General features: G+C 69.4%; 17 protein-coding genes and 1 pseudogene. 8 read left to right on the forward strand and 10 right to left on the reverse strand.

Translation table 11 applies throughout. The annotated features are described in order from the left end of the window. Positions 1-19 precede the first annotated feature (19 nt). The 5 genes from ACEJ41_RS07185 to ACEJ41_RS07205 all read right to left on the reverse strand — a co-directional run bounded on the left by ACEJ41_RS07185 (position 20) and on the right by ACEJ41_RS07205 (position 4,584). Positions 20-1,570, reverse strand: coding sequence for a YdiU family protein (locus tag ACEJ41_RS07185; RefSeq protein ID WP_374011613.1), 1,551 nt, complete (start codon positions 1,568-1,570; stop codon positions 20-22). Between the two features lie 139 nt (positions 1,571-1,709). Continuing rightward, positions 1,710-1,919 carry a cold-shock protein gene (locus tag ACEJ41_RS07190; protein ID WP_374011614.1) on the reverse strand — a complete coding sequence of 70 codons (210 nt, stop codon included), beginning with the start codon at positions 1,917-1,919 and terminating at the stop codon, positions 1,710-1,712. Between the two features lie 220 nt (positions 1,920-2,139). Continuing rightward, complete coding sequence (locus ACEJ41_RS07195) at positions 2,140-3,144, reverse strand: LLM class flavin-dependent oxidoreductase (RefSeq protein WP_374011615.1); 1,005 nt, start codon at positions 3,142-3,144, stop codon at positions 2,140-2,142. Between the two features lie 14 nt (positions 3,145-3,158). Further along, a complete protein-coding gene (locus ACEJ41_RS07200) occupies positions 3,159-3,665 on the reverse strand; it encodes a DUF1249 domain-containing protein (protein WP_374011616.1) in 507 nt (168 codons plus the stop codon). 97 nt (positions 3,666-3,762) lie between these two features. Next, on the reverse strand, positions 3,763-4,584 hold the full coding sequence (locus ACEJ41_RS07205; protein ID WP_374011617.1) for a pyruvate, water dikinase regulatory protein: 822 nt from the start codon (positions 4,582-4,584) through the stop codon (positions 3,763-3,765). Positions 4,585-4,723: 139 nt separating this feature from the next. Between ACEJ41_RS07205 and ppsA the strand changes: the two genes are divergently transcribed. Then, complete coding sequence (gene ppsA / locus ACEJ41_RS07210; RefSeq protein WP_374011618.1) at positions 4,724-7,117, forward strand: phosphoenolpyruvate synthase; 2,394 nt, start codon at positions 4,724-4,726, stop codon at positions 7,115-7,117. A gap of 9 nt (positions 7,118-7,126) precedes the next feature. Here the strand turns inward: ppsA and orn are convergent, their stop codons facing one another. Beyond that, positions 7,127-7,699 (reverse strand): oligoribonuclease, encoded by a 573-nt coding sequence (gene orn / locus ACEJ41_RS07215; RefSeq protein WP_374011619.1) that lies wholly within the window; start codon positions 7,697-7,699, stop codon positions 7,127-7,129. Between the two features lie 84 nt (positions 7,700-7,783). Between orn and ACEJ41_RS07220 the strand changes: the two genes are divergently transcribed. Then, the gene (locus tag ACEJ41_RS07220; RefSeq protein WP_374011620.1) at positions 7,784-8,242 is read left to right on the forward strand and encodes a DUF2721 domain-containing protein; all 459 of its coding nucleotides are present in this window, start codon (positions 7,784-7,786) and stop codon (positions 8,240-8,242) included. Between the two features lie 16 nt (positions 8,243-8,258). Here ACEJ41_RS07220 and tadA read toward each other — a convergent pair whose 3' ends face one another. From tadA to ACEJ41_RS07235, 3 genes are all read right to left on the reverse strand, one after another. Further along, positions 8,259-8,708 carry a tRNA adenosine(34) deaminase TadA gene (gene tadA / locus ACEJ41_RS07225; protein WP_374014091.1) on the reverse strand — a complete coding sequence of 150 codons (450 nt, stop codon included), beginning with the start codon at positions 8,706-8,708 and terminating at the stop codon, positions 8,259-8,261. Between the two features lie 107 nt (positions 8,709-8,815). Then, positions 8,816-9,736, reverse strand: coding sequence for an acyltransferase (locus ACEJ41_RS07230; protein WP_374011621.1), 921 nt, complete (start codon positions 9,734-9,736; stop codon positions 8,816-8,818). A 126-nt stretch (positions 9,737-9,862) separates the two neighbouring features. Beyond that, positions 9,863-12,550, reverse strand: a complete 2,688-nt coding sequence (locus tag ACEJ41_RS07235; protein ID WP_374011622.1) for a glycoside hydrolase family 3 C-terminal domain-containing protein — start codon at positions 12,548-12,550, stop codon at positions 9,863-9,865. Positions 12,551-12,816: 266 nt separating this feature from the next. Between ACEJ41_RS07235 and ACEJ41_RS07240 the strand changes: the two genes are divergently transcribed. The 6 genes from ACEJ41_RS07240 to ACEJ41_RS07265 all read left to right on the forward strand — a co-directional run bounded on the left by ACEJ41_RS07240 (position 12,817) and on the right by ACEJ41_RS07265 (position 18,363). Next, positions 12,817-13,776: an alpha/beta hydrolase gene (locus tag ACEJ41_RS07240; protein WP_374011623.1), complete on the forward strand. Its 960-nt coding sequence runs from the start codon at positions 12,817-12,819 to the stop codon at positions 13,774-13,776. Positions 13,777-13,973: 197 nt separating this feature from the next. Next, positions 13,974-14,105: a hypothetical protein gene (locus ACEJ41_RS07245; protein WP_374011624.1), complete on the forward strand. Its 132-nt coding sequence runs from the start codon at positions 13,974-13,976 to the stop codon at positions 14,103-14,105. A 152-nt stretch (positions 14,106-14,257) separates the two neighbouring features. After that, complete coding sequence (locus tag ACEJ41_RS07250) at positions 14,258-15,535, forward strand: efflux RND transporter periplasmic adaptor subunit (protein ID WP_374011625.1); 1,278 nt, start codon at positions 14,258-14,260, stop codon at positions 15,533-15,535. A 3-nt stretch (positions 15,536-15,538) separates the two neighbouring features. After that, positions 15,539-16,738 carry an ABC transporter permease gene (locus ACEJ41_RS07255; RefSeq protein WP_374011626.1) on the forward strand — a complete coding sequence of 400 codons (1,200 nt, stop codon included), beginning with the start codon at positions 15,539-15,541 and terminating at the stop codon, positions 16,736-16,738. Next, complete coding sequence (locus tag ACEJ41_RS07260; protein WP_374011627.1) at positions 16,731-17,456, forward strand: ABC transporter ATP-binding protein; 726 nt, start codon at positions 16,731-16,733, stop codon at positions 17,454-17,456. The genes ACEJ41_RS07255 and ACEJ41_RS07260 overlap by 8 nt, the downstream gene beginning before the upstream one ends. A 232-nt stretch (positions 17,457-17,688) precedes the next feature. Beyond that, complete coding sequence (locus ACEJ41_RS07265; RefSeq protein ID WP_374011628.1) at positions 17,689-18,363, forward strand: methyltransferase; 675 nt, start codon at positions 17,689-17,691, stop codon at positions 18,361-18,363. A gap of 272 nt (positions 18,364-18,635) precedes the next feature. On the opposite strand, the pseudogene ACEJ41_RS07270 reads toward ACEJ41_RS07265, so the two are convergent. Then, a pseudogene (locus ACEJ41_RS07270) lies at positions 18,636-19,571 on the reverse strand (SulP family inorganic anion transporter); the annotation flags it as partial. Positions 19,572-19,720: the final 149 nt, after the last annotated feature.

Here is a 19,720-nt window from a genome sequence, read left to right on the forward strand (position 1 = left end):
GCCACCGGCCGGGCCAGGCTCAGGAACTGCACGACAGCATCGAGCACCCGGCGCGGTCGCGCGCCCATTCCGGCCTGCGGCTGGCGAAGTGTTCGCGTCCGGGCTGTTCCTCGCAGGGCCGCCGCATCACCTCCAGCAACTCACCGATGCCGCTGGCATCGCCCGCCTCGGCGCGGTCGATGACTTCCTGCACCAGCCAGTTGCGTGGCACGTAGCAGGGATTGGCCAGTTCCATCCGCGTGCGGCGCTGCGGCAACGCGAGCGGATCATCGGCCAGGCGCGCGGCGTAGCGCTGCAGCCACTGGCCCAGGGCATCGGCAACGCGCCGGTGGGCCGGCGCATCGTAGGACGCAGCGGCGAACGTGTCCGCATCGGCGGCCTGCGGATCAATCCGGCCCAGGGTGCGGAAGAACAGGGTGAAGTCGAACTGGCCATCGCGCAGCAGGCCGAGCAGGTCGGTGAACAGCGCCATGTCCGCGTCCCTGCAGTGAGCCAGGCCCAGCTTGCGCGCAGCCAGGTCGCGCTCGGCCTCATTCCAGGCGCTGGCAAAGCGCTGCAACCCCGCCTCCAGGGGCGCCGGATCGGAGAACAGCGGCGCCAGTGCCTGGGCCAGCCGCGACAGGTTCCAGAACGCGACTTGCGGCTGGGTGCCGTAGCGGTAGCGGCGGCCATGCGCGTCGGTGGTATTGGGCGTCCAGTCCGGGTCGTAGTCCTCGATCCAGCCATAGGGCCCGTAGTCCAGGGTGAGGCCGAGGATGGACATGTTGTCGGTGTTCATCACCCCGTGGACGAAGCCCACCCGCATCCAGCCGGCCACCATCCAGGCGGTGCGCTCGCACACCCGGGCGAACCACTCCGCGTCGCCGGCCGCACCGTGCCCTGCCAGGTCCGGGAAATGGTGGCGCTGCACATGGTCGGTCAGCGCCCGCAGCAGGGCGATGTCGCCGCGCATGGCGGGCAGTTGCCAGCTGCCGAAGCGCAGGAAGCTGGGTGCCATGCGGCATACCACCGCGCCGGGCTCCTCGCCCGGACGGCCGTCGTAGAACATGTCGCGCAGCACCGGCTCGCCGGTGGCCACCAGGGACAGCGCACGCGTGGTCGGGATGCCCAGGTGATGCATCGCCTCGCTGCACAGGAATTCGCGGATCGAGGAGCGCAGCACTGCGCGGCCATCGGCAAACCGCGAGTACGGGGTGCGCCCGGCGCCCTTGAGTTGCAGTTCCCAACGGCCGCCGCTACCGATGGCCTCGCCCAGGGAGATCGCACGGCCATCGCCGAGTTGCCCTGCCCAGTGGCCGAACTGGTGGCCGCCATAGTTGGCCGCCCAAGGCTGCATGCCGGGCAGCACCGCGTTGCCCGCCAGCACCCGGGTGAACAGCGGATCGGCCGCATCGGATGCATCCAGCCCGACCAGCGCCGCCGCTTCCGGCGACCAGGCCAGCAGGCGCGGCGCAGGCGCCGGTTCCGGATCGACCCGTGACCAGGCCGCATCCACCTCGCGCACCCGCGGCCCGGCTTCCGGGTCGCCCGGCAACTCGCGCAGGACCGTGTTGTCGAATTCGATGTGCATGCGGGCAAGGATGCTACCGCCCTGCACCCTGGCGGGACGTCACGGCGGGCGCCATGACCGAAGCGCCACAACGAAAAACGCCGGAGGCTTGCGCCCCCGGCGTTCGTCTACCCGCCGGACCAGCCGGCAGGCGCGCGGATTACAGCGCCTGGACCTGGTCGGCCTGCAGGCCCTTCTGGCCCTGCACGACGACGAAGGAAACCTTCTGGCCTTCGGCCAGCGACTTGAAGCCGGCACCCTGGATGGAACGGAAGTGCACGAACAGGTCGGCACCGCTCTCCGGGGTGATGAAGCCGAAGCCCTTGGCGTCGTTGAACCACTTGACGGTGCCGGTCTGACGATCGGACATAATTGCTAACTCCTCAAAAACAGTCTTGAAATGGAAACCGGCCACGGCTCGTCCGTGGTGGTACTGGATTGCAGGTGTTAGGCAAAGCGGAACGATGCAGCGGATCGTCGGATCGACTCCATCAGGCCACGAACCACGGTGACCCAGGCAACACAGTGGGCGCACAATACCCGTATTCGCGACGGAACGCGAGTACCGGTCATCCGGGGGTAGCGGCCGTTCACTCCGGGGCCGGCAGCCCCCAGGCCTGCGCGGCGATCCGGTAGGAGTCCTTGCGGGCCTGGTGGTCATGCAGGTTGGCCACCACGATCAACTCGTCCGGGCGATGCCGGTCGGCGAAGTCGGCCAGGCCCCTGGCCACCGCCTGCGGCCCGCCCACCACGCTGCAGGCCAGCGCCCGCTCCACCCCGGCCTTCTCCTCCGCGGTCCAGCAGGCCTCGATGTCGTCCACCGGCGGCGGGATCAGCCCGGACCGGCCACGGCGCAGGTTGACGAAGGCCTGCTGCGGGGTGGTGAACAGGCGCCGGGCCTGGGCGTCGGTGTCGGCGGCCACCACGTTCACCGCCAGCATCACGTATGGATGCGGGCACTGCGCCGAGGGCTGGAACTGGCGGTGGTAGAGCAGCAAGGCCTGCTCCATCGCATCCGGGGCGAAGTGCGAGGCAAACGCATACGGCAGCCCCAGCGCGGCAGCCAGTTGCGCACCGAACAGGCTCGAGCCGAGGATCCACACCGGCACCTCCAGCCCAGCCCCCGGCACCGCCCGTACCGCCTGCCCGGGCACCGCCGCGCGGAACCAGGACAGCAGCTCCTGCACATCGTCGGGAAACCGGTCGGCACCTTCGAAGTAGCGCCGCAGGGCGCGTGCGGTGGCCTGGTCGGTGCCGGGCGCACGCCCCACCCCCAGGTCGATGCGGCCCGGATGCAGCGCGGCCAGGGTGCCGAACTGTTCGGCCACCTGCAGCGGCGAATGGTTGGGCAGCATGATCCCGCCTGCACCCACCCGGATCCGGGAGGTGCCCGCGGCCACATGCGCGATCAGCACCGCGGTGGCCGCCGATGCGATGCCCGGCATGTTGTGGTGCTCGGCCAGCCAGAAGCGGCGGTAGCCCAGCGCCTCGACGTGGCGCGCCAGGTCCAGGCAATTGCCCAGCGCGGTGCCGACGTCGCTGCCCTCGCACACCGGGGCCAGGTCCAGGACCGACAACGGGATGGGGGACGTCATCGGGGCCTGCTCCGCTAGGGTTGCAGCGGCAGTTGCTGCGGCTGGGGCAAGCGCACCGGGCCGGCCGGACGCAGGGTGGCCACGCCATGGCCGCAATCGGCCAGGTATTCGAGCCACTTGCCGAGGAAGGTGTTCATGCGCAGGCGGTGGTCCACCAGCTCGGCCGGCGGCGGGAACATGCCCATCACGTCCTGCCAGCGCCGGCCCACGTAGCAGTGGGTAGTCTCCACCTGGCGTGCATCCTGGTACAGGCGCAGGTAGGCCGACGGGTCCGGCTCGCCGGTAAGCGGGTCGAGCAGGTCGTAGGTCAGGCGCAGCTCCAGGGTGTAGCGGTGGCGCTCGAGTACATCCAGCCGCACGCCCAGGCCGTCACCGACCGATGAGACGTGGCTGCCCACCGCCAGCCCGCCCGGGGCGAACAGCCGCACCAGCCGCCCGTGGTTCTCCGCGTACAGCGCCATCAGCCAACCGAAGCGGCCAAGCCTGGGAACGCGGGTGTCGGGAGAGGTGACCTGTTGCATGCAATCGATGCTACACGGTGGCGCACGCCGGTGGCAGCATTGATTCGCGCGCCAATCGCCCATACCTTGGCGGGGTCCGCAGTGCATGGTGGCGCATTCAGAACATCACCCGCTGCAGGCCCAGCACGGACAACACCCGGCTGGCGATCTCCTCGATCGACGCATGGGTGGTGCTCAGCACCGGTACCCGCTCCACGCCGAAGATCGCCTCGGCCGCCTGCACTTCGCGGCGACACGTTTCCAGGCGCGCATAGCGTGAATCCGGCTGCCGCTCCTGGCGGATCTGGTGTAGCCGCTGCGGATCGATGGTCAGCCCGAACAGCTTGCGCCGACATGCCGCCAGCCGCGGCGGCAGGCGCTCGCCGTCCAGGTCGCCATCGGTCAGTGGGTAGTTGGCCGCCTTCAGCCCGTGATGCAGCGCCAGGTACACGCAGGTTGGCGTCTTGCCCGCGCGCGACACCCCCACCAGCACGACATCGGCCTCGGCGTAGTCCAGCCCCACCCCATCGTCGTGGGCCAGGGTGTAGTTCATCGCCTCGATGCGGCGGTGGTAGGCATCGAAGTCGACCATGCCGTGGGCGCGGCCCACGTGCGCCTGGCGCGGCTGGCCCAATGCGTGCTCCAGCGGGCCGATGAATGGCGCGAACACATCCAGCATCAACGCGCCGCTGTCGCCGAGGATGGTACTCAGGCGCGCGTCCACGCACGAATTGACCACGATCGGCTGCACCCCGTACTGCTCGCCGGCCGTGCGGATGCGGGCGGCGGCGGCACGCGCCTTGTCCGGATCATCGACGAAGGCGATGCGGTCGGTGAGGAAACTGAAGCCGCTGAACTGGGTGAGCAGGCTGTGGCCGATGGTCTCGGCGGTGATACCGGTACCATCGGAGACATAGAACACCGGTCGCACCTGGGCCATGTAAGCGCTTCCTGTCGAGGAACGGAATTCACGCGGCTTTCCGGCTTGCGGCGCCGCGCGGGCGCACAGCATCATAGCGGCCCCACACCTCGGGCACGGCTGTCGCCCTGCCGGGCGATGGCTCCCAGGAGCATCGCGCTTGGACCGCAACATCCTGTGGCTGCATGAGCTGCGCCTGGCCGACCTGGCCCGCGTTGGCGGCAAGAACTCCTCCCTCGGCGAGATGATCGGCCACCTCGCCGGCCTCGGGGTATCGGTGCCCGGCGGCTTCGCCACCACCGCCGCGGCGTTCCGCGATTTCATCGCCCACAACCACTTGCACCAGCGCATCCAGGACCGGCTGGCGACGCTGGACGTGGAGGATGTGCCGGCCCTCACCGCCGCCGGCAGGGAGATCCGCGGCTGGGTGACCGCTGCGCCACTGCCGCAACCGTTCGACGCCGCCATCCGTGATGCCTACGCCAGGCTGTGCGCGGACAACGGCGGTGGCCAGGTCGCGGTCGCCGTGCGCTCCTCGGCCACTGCCGAGGACCTGCCGGATGCATCGTTCGCCGGGCAGCAGGAAACCTTCCTCAATGTCATCGGTGCCGACCAGGTGGTGGACAAGGTCAGGGAGGTGTTTGCCAGCCTCTACAACGACCGCGCCATCGCCTACCGCGTGCATCACGGCTTCAGGCACGAGGACGTGTTCCTGTCCGCAGGCGTGCAGCTGATGGTGCGCTCGGACGTGGGTGCCTCCGGCGTGCTGTTCACCCTGGACACCGAGTCCGGCTTCCGTGACGTGGTGTTCATCACTTCCAGCTACGGCCTGGGCGAGATGGTGGTGCAGGGCGCGGTCAACCCGGACGAGTTCTACGTCTACAAGCCCACGCTGAAGCAGGGCAAGCCGGCGATCCTGCGCCGCGCCCTGGGCAGCAAGGCGCTGCGCATGGTCTATTCGTCCACGCCCGGCGAGCGCGTGCGTACCGAGGACACCCCAAACGAGCTGCGCTCGAAGTTCTCCATCACCGACGCCGACGTGCAGGAGCTGTCCAGGCAGGCGCTGGTGATCGAGCAGCATTACGGGCGGCCGATGGACGTGGAATGGGCCAAGGACGGCGTGAGCGGCAAGCTGTTCGTGGTCCAGGCGCGGCCGGAGACGGTGAAATCGCGGGCCAAGGCCACCCAGATCGAACGCTATGCGCTGGAACAGCGTGGCGAGGTGATCGCCGAGGGTCGCGCCATCGGCCAGAAGATCGGCACAGGCGTGGCGCGCGTGGTGCGCTCGCTGCAGGACATGGAGCACGTGCAGCCCGGCGACGTGCTGGTCGCCGACATGACCGACCCGGACTGGGAGCCGGTGATGAAGCGCGCCAGCGCCATCGTCACCAACCGCGGCGGCCGCACCTGCCACGCGGCGATCATCGCCCGCGAGCTGGGCGTGCCGGCGGTGGTCGGCACCGGCAACGCGCTGGAGAAGATCAGCGACGGCCAGGAAGTGACGGTCAGCTGCGCCGAAGGCGACACCGGCTTCATCTACGCCGGCACCCTGCCCTTCGAGCGCACCTCCACCGACCTGGGCAACATGCCCCCGGCGCCGCTGAAGATCATGATGAACGTGGCCAACCCCGAGCGCGCGTTCGACTTCGGCCAGTTGCCCAATGCCGGCATTGGTCTTGCGCGGCTGGAGATGATCATCGCCAGCCACATCGGCGTGCACCCGAAGGCCCTGCTTGAATACGCGAAGCAGGATGCGGAAACGAAGAAGAAGATCGACGCGCGCATCGCCGGCTATTCCGACCCGGTGGGCTTCTACGTCGAGCGCCTGGCCGAGGGCATCGCCACGCTCACCGCCTCGGTCGCGCCGAACCCGGTGATCGTGCGCCTGTCGGATTTCAAGTCCAACGAGTACGCCAACCTGATCGGCGGCCACCGCTACGAGCCGCAGGAAGAGAACCCGATGATCGGCTTCCGCGGCGCAAGCCGCTACGTCGATCCGTCCTTCGCCGACGCGTTCGCGCTGGAATGCCAGGCCGTGCTCAAGGTTCGCAACGAGATGGGCCTGGACAACCTGTGGGTGATGATCCCGTTCGTGCGCACGCTGGACGAGGGCCGCAAGGTCATCGAGGTGCTGCGCCAGAATGGCCTGGTCCAGGGCCCCGGTGCCGATGGAAAGCCGGGCCTGAAGATCATCATGATGTGCGAGGTACCGTCCAACGCGCTGCTGGCCGACGAGTTCCTGGACATCTTCGACGGCTTCTCGATCGGCTCCAACGACCTGACCCAGCTGACCCTGGGCCTGGACCGCGACTCGTCGATCGTGGCCGGCCTGTTCGACGAGCGCGATCCTGCGGTCAAGCGGCTGCTGTCGATGGCCATCCAGGCCGCGCGCGCACGCGGCAAGTACGTGGGCATCTGCGGCCAGGGCCCGTCCGATCACCCGGACCTGGCCGAATGGCTGATGCACGAAGGCATCGAATCGATGTCGTTGAACCCGGATACCGTGGTCGACACCTGGCTGCGGCTGGCGCGCAGCCAGGCGCAGCCGGACTGAGCGGCCCGGCTACGCCGCCGGCGCTGCCAGCGCCGCCAGGTGCCGGCGGTAGAAGCGCAGTTCCTCGATGGAATCGTGCACGTCGCTCAGCGCGGTGTGTGCGGCCTGCTTGTGCACGCCCGCCAGCACCTCCGGCGCCCAGCGCCGTGCCAGCTCCTTGAGCGTGCTCACGTCCAGGTTGCGGTAGTGGAAGTACTTCTCCAGGCGCGGCATCAGCCGGTGCATGAAGCGCCGGTCCTGGCAGATCGAATTGCCGCACATCGGCGAGGCCCCGGCTGGCACCCACTGCTGCAGGAACGCCACGGTCAGCGCCTCTGCCTGGGCAATGCCGACCTGGCTGTCGAGCACGCGCTGCCACAGCCCCGAGCGTCCGTGCTGGTTGCGGTTCCAGTCGTCCATCGCCTCGAGCACCGGCAACGGATGGGCGATCGCCAGTTCCGGGCCCTCGGCGAGGATGTTGAGCTGCGAATCGGTGACCACCGTGGCGATTTCCAGGATCGAATCGGCATCGGTATCCAGGCCGGTCATCTCCAGGTCGATCCAGATCAGGCGGTCCTGCCCGGCCACTGCGCTGCTGCCCATGCTCGATGCTTCTCCTGGCGGTTGCGCGCTTGCCTGGCGCGTGCGGGGTGGCATGATAACGCACGACTTCCGCACTGGCCGCCCATGTACGTCACCGACACCCATGCAGTACTCGCCGCGATGCTGGCCCCGGCGTTCTTCCTGACCGCCACCGCCTCGCTGCTGCTGTCGGCCAACAACCGCCTGGCCCGGATCATCGACCGCGCCCGCACCCTGCTGCGCGAACTGACCCAGATCGAGGACGATGCCGAGCGCGCGCTGTACGAAAAGCGCATCGCCCTGCAGCGCCTGCGCAGCCTGACCATCCTGCGGGTGGGGCAGTTGCTGTACACCGCGATCAGCTTCTTCGTCGGCACCAGCCTGGCAGTGGCGGTGGACACCTTCACCGACCACCGGCTGGGGTCGCTGCCGCTGTGGCTGGCATCCTTCGGCGTGATCGCGATGCTGGCCGCCAGCCTCATGCTGGCGCGCGAGTCGACCCTGGCGGTGACCGCGATCAACGAGGAAATGGACCACCGCCCGATGCAGCGCCGCGCCGGCTAGGCCCGGCCATCGATGCCTACAACGGCGGCTTGCCGCGCTTGGCGCGGAAATAATTGCTGAGCCGGCGCCCGGCTTCCTCGCCCAGCACCCCGCCGCGCACCTGCACCCGGTGGTTGTGGCGCGGATCGGCAACCAGGTCGACCATTCCACCGCAGGCACCGGTCTTGGGGTCGGAAGCGCCATAGACCAGCCGCGCCACGCGTGCATGGATGATGGCCATGGCGCACATCGCGCACGGCTCCAGGGTCACGTACAGGGTGGACCCGAGCAGACGGTGGTTGCCCGCGGCCGCGCCGGCCTGGCGCAACGCCACGATCTCGGCATGCGCGCTGGGATCATGCTCGGCGATGTTGCGGTTCCAGCCCTCGCCCTGCAGCTGCCCGTCCGCGCCCACCAGCACCGCGCCCACCGGGATCTCGTCGAATTCACGCTGGGCCCGCTCGGCCAGCGCGAATGCGTGGCGCATCCAGCGCTCGTCCGGATCGGCCAGTGGATCGGCGCCGGGCGGCGTGCCGGGTACGGGGACGGGCTGGTCGACCATGCTCGTGATTGTTGGGCAGTGCGCAGCCGGCCTCAAGCCGGGCCGGCCGGCGACGATGGCGCCGCACCGCCCTCCAGGATCCGTGCAAGGTCGGCATCCTTTTCGTCCCAGATCCCGTTCATCCATTGCTGGAAGCGGGCCCGGAACGCACGGTCCTCCTGGTAGCGGCCATTGACCATCTCCGCCGGAATCACCCGCTGCCGCACCTGTACCCGCACCTCGGGCACGCGGTTGGCGATCAGGTCGATCATGGTCGGGCGCCCGCCGGGATAGGCGATGGTCACATCCAGCAATGCGTGCAGCCCCTGCCCCATCGCGTCGAGCACGAACGCCACGCCGCCGGACTTGGGCTTGAGCAGGTGCAGGTAGGGCGAGGCCTGGCTGGCGTGCTTGGCATCGGTGAAGCGGGTGCCTTCGACGAAGTTCATCACCGACACCGGCATGTCGCGGAACTTCGCACAGGCACGGCGGATCGCCTCCATGTCACGCTGGCCCAGCTCCGGATTGCGCGCCACCTGGCGGTGGGTGTAGCGGCCCATGAACGGGAAATCCAACGCCCACCAGGCCAGCCCCAGCACCGGCACCCAGAACAGTTGCCGCTTGAGGAAGAAACGCAGCAGCGGGATGCGCCGGTTGAACACCTTCTGCAGGATCAGGATGTCCACCCAGCTCTGGTGGTTGGCCAGGACCAGGTAGTGGCCATCGCGCTGCAGCCCGGCATCCTGTTCGACCGTGACCCGGGTGCCGGTGAAGGCCCCGAGCATCGCGCTGTTGACCGCAATCCAGCTCTCGGCCAACCCGGTCAGCACCGGGTTGCAGGCGCGACGCACCGCGCGCAGCGGCAGCAGCGCCTTGAATACGCCGACTACCAGCAGCGGCAGCGCGTGCACCAGGGTGTTGAGCACGACCAGCGGCAGGATCAGGGCGACGCGCACCCACGACAGGACAGACACCGGCGACCCCAGGCAAAGAAGGTCGCAAAGCCTACCAAAAGCCGGTGCCGATAAAGCACCCGGCTGCTGCAGCAACCCGCCCCGCTGCGCGTCCGGCCGCTGCCTGGACGCGCCGCATCGCCAGCCTCAGCGCTCGATCGGGCGGACCTGGTCGACCTTGAAGCGGGCTTCGCGCCCGGCCACGCCGGTGCCCGGCTGGCCACTGCCCACGAACACGCGGTAGTTGCCCTTCATCACCTGGCGCTCGCCTTCGGCGGTCACCGCGCTCAGGTCACGCGGGTCGAGGTCGAACTCCAGCACGCGGCTCTCGCCCGGGGCCAGGTGCACGCGCTGGAAGCCGCGCAAGGCAATTCGCGGCAGGCCCTTGATGTCGGGGAAATCCAGGTACAGCTGCGCGACCTCGTCACCGGCGCGCTTGCCGGTATTGCGCAGCTCGGTGGTGACCTTGAGGCCCTCGTGGGTGCCACCGGCCGCCGCCGCCAGCTTCAGCGGCGCGTAGGCAAAGCTGGTGTAGCTCAGGCCGTGGCCGAACGGATAGACCGGGGTGCCGGTGAAATAGCGGTAGGTGCGCCCGCGCATGTCGTAATCGTCGAACGACGGCAGGTCGTCCACCGATCGGTAGAAGGTCAGCGGCAGGCGCCCGGCCGGGTTGACGTGGCCGGCGATCACGTTGCCGATCGCCAGGCCGCCGGACTGGCCCGGGTACCAGGCCTCGATGATCGCGGCGGCATGCTGCCGGGCCCAGGCCAGGTTGACCTGGCTGCCATTCATCACCACCACCACCAGCGGCTTGCCGGTGGCCCGGGCCGCCTCCAGCAGTGCCTGCTGGTCGGCCAGCAGGTCCAGGCTGGTCTTGTCGCCGCCCTTGAAGCCGGGCACCTCGACCGGCGCTTCTTCGGCCTCCAGGTCCGAGGTCAGGCCGACCACCGCGACCACCACGTCGCTGTCGGCCGCGGCCGCGCGCATCTGCCCGACCGGGTCGTCGCTCACCCGCTTCCACAGCAGGCCGATGCCGGCCAGCACCCGCGCCTCGGTGACCACCTTGATCGGATAGCGCTTGCCCGCTTCCAGCTGCACAGTCTTCAGGGTGGGCAGGCTGTTCCAGGACGCGCCCTCCAGGTCGACCAGCGGCTTGCCATCAAACTCCATGTGGCCGTTGAAACCACCCAGGCCCAGGCGCCAGGTGCCCGACTCCGGCGCAACCAGGTGCCCGGTCCACTCCACGCGATGGATGTCGTACACCTGCGACAGGTCCAGGCTGCGCGTGTTCACGTCAGGCTCGATGCGGGTGACCACCGGCTTGGCCTGATAGCCCACGCGCGCAAGCCACTTGCCCATTTCGTCCGGGGCAAAGCGGGCCGGCGGCTTGCGCACGGTGTTGTAGTAGCGCGCCACCAGCCCCGGCTCGCCATCGGGCGTGAACAGCGCCGAAGGTGGAACCGGGTCGCCATCGGTATAGGTTTCGCCGAACGGCACGTGGCGCACCTGCGCCTCGGGCATGGCCTGGCGCAGGCCGTCGAGCACCGACACCGGCGGTGCGGACTGCGGCGAGGAATAATTGCCGCGCAGTACGCGGGTGGCATCGGCCAGCGGGCCGACCAGCGCCACCCGGGCCTGCGTACGCAGCGGCAGCACGCCGTTGTTCTTCAGCAGCACCAGGCTCTTTTCGGCCGCCTCCAGCGCCAGCGCCGCATGCTCCGGCGTGCCGATGTCATCGGGCGAGGCGGTGGCGGTGGACAGCGGGCGCAGGCCCGGCAGGTCGCCGGTGCGGTAACGGGCGGCGAACAGCCGCACCAGCGCACGGTCCACGTCGGCCATCGAGAGCAGGCCGCGTGCCAGCGCATCACGGTACGGCTGGGCCAGGCCGGCGGTATCGGTCAGGGTGGCGCCATTGCACTCGCTGTCCACCCCGGCGCGCATCGCCGCGGTCACCGCCGTGGCCGGGTCCGGCGCGTAGTCGTGGTGCTTGCGGATGTCGGTGACCGCGTCGCAATCGGATACCACGTACCCCTGGAACGACCAGGCGTGGCGCAGGTAGTCCTTCAACAGCATGTCGCTGGCGCAGGCCGGCTGGCCGTTGACGCGGTTGTAGGCGCACATGATCGAACCGGCGCCGCCCTCCACCATCGCCGCGCGGAATGCCGGCAGGTAGGTGTCCTCCAGGTCATGCCTGGAGACGTAGACGTTGGCCTCGTGGCGGGTGGACTCCGGGCCGCTGTGCACCGCGTAGTGCTTGGGCGTGGCGACGATGTCGTAGAAGTGCGGGTGGTCGCCCTGCACGCCCTTGACGTAGGCCACGCCCATGCGCGCGGCCAGGAAGGGATCCTCGCCGTAGGTTTCCTGGCCACGGCCCCAGCGCGGGTCGCGGAAGATGTTGATGTTCGGCGACCAGGTGTTGAGGCCGGTACCCATGCGCCCGGTACGGCCGGTCTGGCGTGCCAGTGCATGCAGGCCACGCACCTCGGCGGCGATGACCTGGCCCACGCGACGTACCAGCGCATCGTCGAAGGTGGCGGCCAGGCCGATCGGCTCGGCGAAGTTGGTCGTGGGCAGGGTGCCCATCGCGCCATGCAGCGACTCGGTCCACCAGTTGTAATGCGGCACGCCCAGGCGCGGGATCGCGGGCGCGGCGTTGAGCAACTGGTCCAGCTTCTCGTCGGTGGTCATGCGCGCGACCAGCCGGGTGGCCATGGCCTCGGCTTCCTGCACCGGATCGGTTTGCGCCTGCTCGGCCTGGGCCGCCACCACCGGGATGATGGTGGCCAGCGTGAGTGCCAGCAGGATCGCGCCGCCGCGCCGCAGTGGTTGCTTCATCCCCGTGCTCATGACCGTTCCGATGGTGTGTGGAGGCAAGCGCCGAGGGTATCCGGTCGCGTCGTGGCAAGTGATTCCAAAAGGATTATGCCTCCCATCTATTTTCGGATATCGGTGCGGGCGGCCAATTTTCCTGACGTATGCTCGGCCCGCTCCGCATTCAGGCGCTGCGTACACGGGAAATCGGCATTCATTGCCGCAGCGGGATCCCGAACGTGGCGGCTGCGATGCCCATGCCCTGCGCTTCCCCGAACGGAGAAACACGAATGACCCGGAAGACACGTTTCATGCGCGCATTCGGCCGCGGCACCGCGCCCGTGGCCCTTGCGCTGGCCCTGTTCTGTACCGGCATGGCGCCGGCGTTCGCCCAGAACGACAAGATGACGCCCATCGCCACGCCCGACCAGCCGACCGCGATCGCGCTCGACACCGGTCCGCTGCCGGATGCAAAGAATGCCGAGGCCTGGCACAGCCAGTACGGCAGCGTGTTCGCACGCAACGTGACCGAGGCCACGCTGACCCCGTTCCTGCCCGACCCGGCCAAGGCGACCGGCTCGGCGGTGATCGTCACGCCGGGTGGCGGCTTCCGTTCGCTGTCGATGCAGAACGAAGGCTGGGACGTGGCCAAGGCGCTGGCCGACCGCGGCGTGGCCGCGTTCGTGCTCAAGTACCGTCTCAACCAGACCCCGGCCGACCTGGAGGGCTTCAGCGAGTCGATCCGGCAGATGCTGTCGGGCCCGCGCCCGCCGCGTGACCCGGGTGCGTTCGATGCGGCGAAGATGCTGGCCCCGCAGCTGGCCGACTCGCGTGCCGCCTTCGCCCTGGTGCGCAGCCGGGCCAAGGAGTGGAACGTGGACCCGGATCGCATCGGCATGATCGGCTTCTCCGCCGGCGCCATGCTGACCCTGACCACCGCCCTGCACGGCGAGGAGGCAAAGCCGGCCTTCATCGGCAACGTCTATGGCCCGATCACCACGTCCGAGAATGTCCCGGCCGACGCCCCGCCGATGTTCGTGGCCCTGGCCGCCGACGACGGGCTGTTCAACAACCAGGGCTTCGGCCTGGTCGAAAGCTGGCAGAAGGCCGGCCGCCCGGTGGAGTTCCACTACTACGAGCGTGGTGGCCACGGCTTCGGCATGTACCAGAAGGACACCACCAGCACCGGCTGGTTCGAGGCATGGGTTTCGTGGCTGAAGATGCACGGCATGCTGGACAAGAAGAAGTAAGACACCTTGCCTGGCCCCGCGGCGATCCAGTGATCGCCGCGGGCCTGGCCTGCTGGCGCACTGCCAGCCCTCGGGCCACGACTGGGGCCCTTTGTCGACCCCTCCATCGATACGCGCGCCGGGCCTTGCACCGGGCGAACGATGCGGGCCGGCGCCTGGCTGTTTACACTGGGCATTCCTCCATATGGTGATCCTCCATGGCGAAGCCCAATTATTCGTTCGAAAAGCGACAACGCGAGTTGGCCAAGAAGAAGAAGCAGGACGAGAAGGAAGCCAAGAAGCGCGCCAACCGCGAACCGGCCAAGCCTGACGCACCGCCGCAGGAGTGAGCGCAAGCGCGCCGCCGGCAACATCCCCGATCCCGCAGGATGCCGACGACTGGCTGGCACGACCCCGCTGAAAGACTCCGGACGGCAAGCGTCCGCTCCGGTGGCCAGCGCATCCGCGGCCACGTTGCCGCCTTCACCGTGGCCGGGCGAAGATGAGCCCCTCCCCAAGCCGCGTGCCCACCATGCCCAAGCCCTCGCGGTGGAAATGGATGATCCCGCTGGCGGTTGTTGCACTGGCCCTGTTCGCATGGGCGGTGCTGCACTGGCGCGGCCCGGCCCTGCCCGGTTATGCGATCAGCAGCGGACCATTGGTGCACAACGTCGTGGCCACCGGACGGGTCGCCGCACTCTCGCGCGTACAGGTCGGCGCCGAAATCGCCGGCGTGGTACTGGAACGGCGGGTGATGGAAGGCGACCGGGTCGCGGCCGGCGACCTGCTGGTGGTACTGCGCGCACGTGACCTGGAAGCCCGCCGTGACGAAGCCCGCGCGGCACTGACTGCCCTTCGCCAGGCCGAGCGGCCCGATACGGAAGAACGGCTGCGCCAGGCCAGCGCCCAGTTGGCCCAGGCGCAGCGCGAACACACCCGGCGCCGGGAACTGGGCGAACGCCAGCTGGTGGCACGCGAAAGCGTGGAACAGGCCGCGCAGGCCGTGGTCGCCGCGCGTGCCGCGGCCGAGCAGGCACGGCTGGCGCTGTCCGCGCTGTCCGCCGGTGGCGCACTCGAGGCCCAGGCCATGCAGCGCCTGGACGCCGCCCAGGCCGAGCTCGACCGCGCCCGCATCCACGCGCCGGTGGCCGGCACGGTGCTGATCCGTGCGGTCGAACCCGGCGACACCGTCAGCCCCGGCCAGGTACTGCTGGAAATCGCCCGCGACGCCCCCGGCGAAGTGCTGCTGGCCCTGGACGAGAAGAACCTGGCGCTGCTGGAACAGGGCCAGGCCGCCACCTGCATCGCCGATGCCTATCCGGACCGGCCCTTCGCAGCCGTCGTGCACCACATCGCCCCGGCCATCGACCCGGCGCGCGGCACGGTCGATGTGCGCCTGCGGATCGAGCCGGAGGTGGACTTCGTGCGCGAGGACATGACCGTCACCGCGACCATCCTCACCGGCCAGCGCGAGGACGCGCTGACGGTGGCCAACGATGCCCTGCTCGACGTCGGCGCCGATGGTCGCGCCCGCGTGCTGCGCGTGCGCGGCGGCCGCGTGCACAGCGTGCCGGTGCGGCTGGGCCTGCGCGGCCTGGCCATGAGCGAAGTCCTGCACGGGCTGGCCGCCGGCGACACCGTGGTGGCCGCAGCTGCGCTCGGCGCGGACGGCCTGCCGACCGATGGCGACCGGATCCGCATCCGGCAGCAGCCCGTGCCCGAATCCGGCCACGACGGCCGCGCCGCACGCCACGGCGAGCTGCCGATGCCGCTGGACTGACCGATGTGGATCGAATCCAGCATCGCCCTGCGCTTCCTGCGCCAGGGCCGCGCCCAGACGATGCTGATCCTGGTCGGGATCTCGGTTGGCGTGTCGGTGATCGTGTTCGTCACCGCGCTGATCTCCGGCCTGCAGGCCAACGTCATCGACCGCACGCTCGGCACCCAGGCGCATGTGCGGGTGGAAGCCCCGCGCGAGATCAACCGCATCGCGCCGGCCGCCGACGGCGTGCTGCAACTGGTGCTGGAGGACCCGCGCCCGCAATCGCTGCGCCCGATCGACAACTGGCTTGAGGTCCGCGATGTGCTCGACCGGCTGCCGGGCATCACCGCGGTCTCGCCGCTGGTGTCCGGCCCGGCGTTCGGCCGGCGCGGCGAGGCGGTCGAGTCGGTGGCCCTGGTCGGCATCGACCCGCCGCGCTACCTGCGCGTGATCCCGCTCGACGAACACATCGTCCAAGGACGGCTCAGCGTGGGCTCGGGCAACGCCGTGGTCGGCCGCAAGCTTGCCGAAGACCTGGGCCTGCGCCTGGGCGGCAAGCTGCGCCTGCAGGCCGGCGACGGGCGCGATGCCATCGTCACCGTGGCCGGCATCTTCGAACTGGGCGTGCGCGAGCTCGATTCGCGCTACGTCTACGTCGACCTCAAGCAGGCGCAATCGCTGCTGGCACTGCCCGGCGGCGTCACCGTGATCGACCTCACTGTCGAGGAGCTGTTCGCCGCCGACCGCGTGGCCGCACGGGTGCGCGGCCTGACCGGCCTGCAGGCCGAAAGCTGGATGGAAAGCAATGCGCAGCTGATGAATGCGCTCAGCTCGCAAAGCCTGTCCACGCGCATGATCAGTTTCTTCGTGGCGATGTCGGTGGCGTTGGGCATCGCCAGCGTGCTGGCGGTGAGCGTGGCCCAGCGCATCCGCGAAATCGGCATCCTGCGCGCCATGGGTACACGCCGGCGGCAGATGCTGCAGGTGTTCCTGGTGCAGGGCGCGGTGCTTGGCCTGGCCGGCTCGGGCATCGGCGCACTCGCCGGCCTTGGCCTGGTGGCCGCGTTCAACACCTTCGGGCCCAAGCTGTTCACCATTCCGCTGCCGCCGGCCCTGGTACCGGCGGCGATGGCGATCGCCACCCTGGCCGGCATGGGCGCGGCGCTGGTGCCGGCGTGGCGCGCATCGCGCCTGGACCCGGTGGAGGCCATCCGTGGCTGAAACGCGCGAGGTGCTGCGCCTGGAGGGCGTACGCAAGTCCTACAACGTCGGCCAGCCGACTGAAGTGGAGGTGCTGCACGGCATCGACCTGCACCTGGACAGCGCCGACTTCGCCGCGCTGGTCGGCCCCTCCGGCTCGGGCAAGAGCACCCTGCTCAACCTGATCGGCCTGCTCGACAGCCCCACCGGCGGCGAGCTGTACCTGCGCGGCGAAGCCACCGCGCGCATGGACGACGAGGCACGCACCGCGCTGCGCGGTCGCCACCTGGGCTTCGTGTTCCAGTTCCATCACCTGATCGGCGCGTTCACCGCACTGGAGAACGTGATGATGCCGTGGATGGTCGCCAACGGCCGCCCGACTCCGCAGATCCTGGACACCGCGCGCGGCCTGCTGGCCGACGTTGGCCTGGAAAAGTTCAGCGACCGCCTGCCCGACCAGCTCTCCGGCGGCCAGCAGCAGCGCGTGGCCATTGCCCGCGCCCTGGTCACCCGCCCGGCGTTGCTGCTGGCCGACGAGCCCACCGGCAACCTCGATACCAGAACTGCCGCCGACGTGTTCCAGCTGCTGCGCCGCTTCAACGCCGACTACGGCTGCGCGGTCCTGGTGGTCACCCACGATCCGCGCCTGTCGGACACCTGCGATCGCACCATCACCCTGGTGGACGGCAGCATCGTCTCCGACGAACGCAACGCGGCGCACACCGGCGGCAGGTACTGAATCTCCACGTTGCGGTGGCTCCGGATCCGGGCCGAAACCGGCGCCATCCCGTCGAGCCTGAACATGTTTCCAGCCTGTATTCAGCCTGGCGCATGAGGCGCGGCCGTTTCGCCTAGCATGGCGCTGCGGGCTAGCGCCCGCTTCGCGCGCTCCGGGCGGCAGCCATCGCCCGCATCGATCCCTTTCTTGTGTCGTCGTCCGGCCTTGCCGGGCGGTGCCTTACGGGGGTTCCATGCCAGGCTTCAACACCCGCAACCTCACCGTCCACGTCGGCGGCCATGCGTTCAAGCTGCGCGTCCTCAGCGACCGCCAGCAGTTCGCCGACCCCGATGGCCATGGTGAACGCCTGGGCATTTCGTCGGCGCAATGGAGCCTGTTCGGCCAGTTGTGGCCATCGGGCCAGTTGCTGGCACAGGCCATGGACCGCGCCGACGTGGCCGGCAAGCGCGTGCTGGAAGTCGGCTGCGGCATCGGCCTGGCCAGCCTGGTGCTGCAGCGGCGCGGCGTGGACGTGGTCGCGTCGGACATGCACCCGCTGGCCGAGCCGTTCCTGGCCTACAACGCCGCGCTCAACGCGCTGCCCGCCGTCCACTTCCGGCACCTGCGCTGGGCACAGCCGCTGCCCACCCTAGGCCAGTTCGACCTGCTGATCGCCAGCGACGTGCTGTACGAACGCGGCCATGCCGAGCTGCTCGCCGGCGTGGTCGAGCGCCATGTGCGCGGCACCGGCGAAGTGATGATCACCGACCCTGGCCGCGGCCATAGCGGTGGATTCACCCGGCTGCTCGAGGCCCAGGGATTCGCCCTCACCCACACGCGCTGCGCGATGGACCACGCCGGCCAGGCCGAACACGGCAGCCTGCTGCATTATCGACGCGGCCTGGTGCCCGCCACGGACATGCCATGAAGGTCGGCGCGGGCGCATACTGCCCGCGCCCACTGCAACCGCAGTCAGCGCCGAGGGGCGCGGGAGGATCCAATGGCCAAGGGCCTGAACCAGAAGAAAGAGCAGAAGAAGAAGCCGGCGAAGACCATGAAGGAAAAGCGCGCCGAGAAGCGCGACAAGGGTGCCGCCAAGCCGTTCGCGCCGGCCTGACATGGAGCCACGCCGGCACGCGATTCACGACGCAGCAACGCGCAGGGCCATGCCGGCCCTGCCTTGCCGGAAAGCCGGCCCGCTCAGGCCCGATGCGTGCCCAGTTGCTCGACCAGCGACTCGCTCGCCTCGTTGAGGCCGATCACCTCGACCTGCGCCCCGTGCCGGCGCAGCTTCAGCACCACCCGGTCCAGTGCGGCCACCGCACTGGTATCCCAGAAGTGCGCGCCACGCAGGTCGATCGACACCTTCGGCGGTGTGTGCAGATAGTCGAAGCTGTTGGCAAACTGCACCGCGGACGCGAAGAACACCTGCCCCTGCACGCGATAGCTGCGCACGCCCGGCACGCTGTCGTCGGCGGTGACGGCCAGCAGCGCGCTCACCCGGCGGGTGAACGACAACGCGGTCAGCAGCACGCCGGTCAGCACGCCCATCGCCAGGTCGCGGGTGGCGACGGTGACCACCACCGTGCCCAGCATGATGAGGTTGGCGGTCTTCGGATGGGTGCGGATTTCGCGGAAGCTCTTCCAGTGGAAGGTGCCGATGCTGACCATGATCATCACCGCCACCAGCGCGGCCATCGGGATCAGCGACACCCACTCCGAGGCGTAGACCACCAGCACCAGCAACACCACGCCGGCGACCAGGCACGACAGCCGCCCGCGCCCGCCGGAGCTGACGTTGATCACCGACTGCCCGATCATCGCGCAGCCGGCCATGCCGCCGAAGAAACCGGTGACCACGTTGGCCAAGCCCTGGCCGGCGGATTCGCGGCGGCGGTCGGTGGGCGTGTCGGTCATGTCTTCGACGATCTGCGCGGTCATCAGCGATTCCAGAAGGCCCACCACGGCCAGCGTGGCCGACACCGGCAGCAGGATGCGCAGCGTGTCCCAGTTCCACGGGATATCGGGGACGGAGAACGCGGGCAGGCTGTCGGGCATCTGGCCCATGTCGCCGACGGTGCGGATATCCAGGCCCAGCGCGATCACCGCCACGGTCAGCACCACGATGGCCACCAGCACCTGGCCACCCTGGGCGATGCGCAGCGGCCAATAGGTGAAGCGGTCGCTTTCGTCGCGCGGACCGACGATGTAGCCCGGACGGATGATGCTCACGCGCTGGCCGAACTGCCGCCACGCTTCCGCTTCGCTCAGCGCCTTGAGCGGAC

The sequence above is a fragment of the Pseudoxanthomonas koreensis genome, from assembly GCF_041890415.1.
Lineage (GTDB): Bacteria > Pseudomonadota > Gammaproteobacteria > Xanthomonadales > Xanthomonadaceae > Pseudoxanthomonas > Pseudoxanthomonas koreensis_A.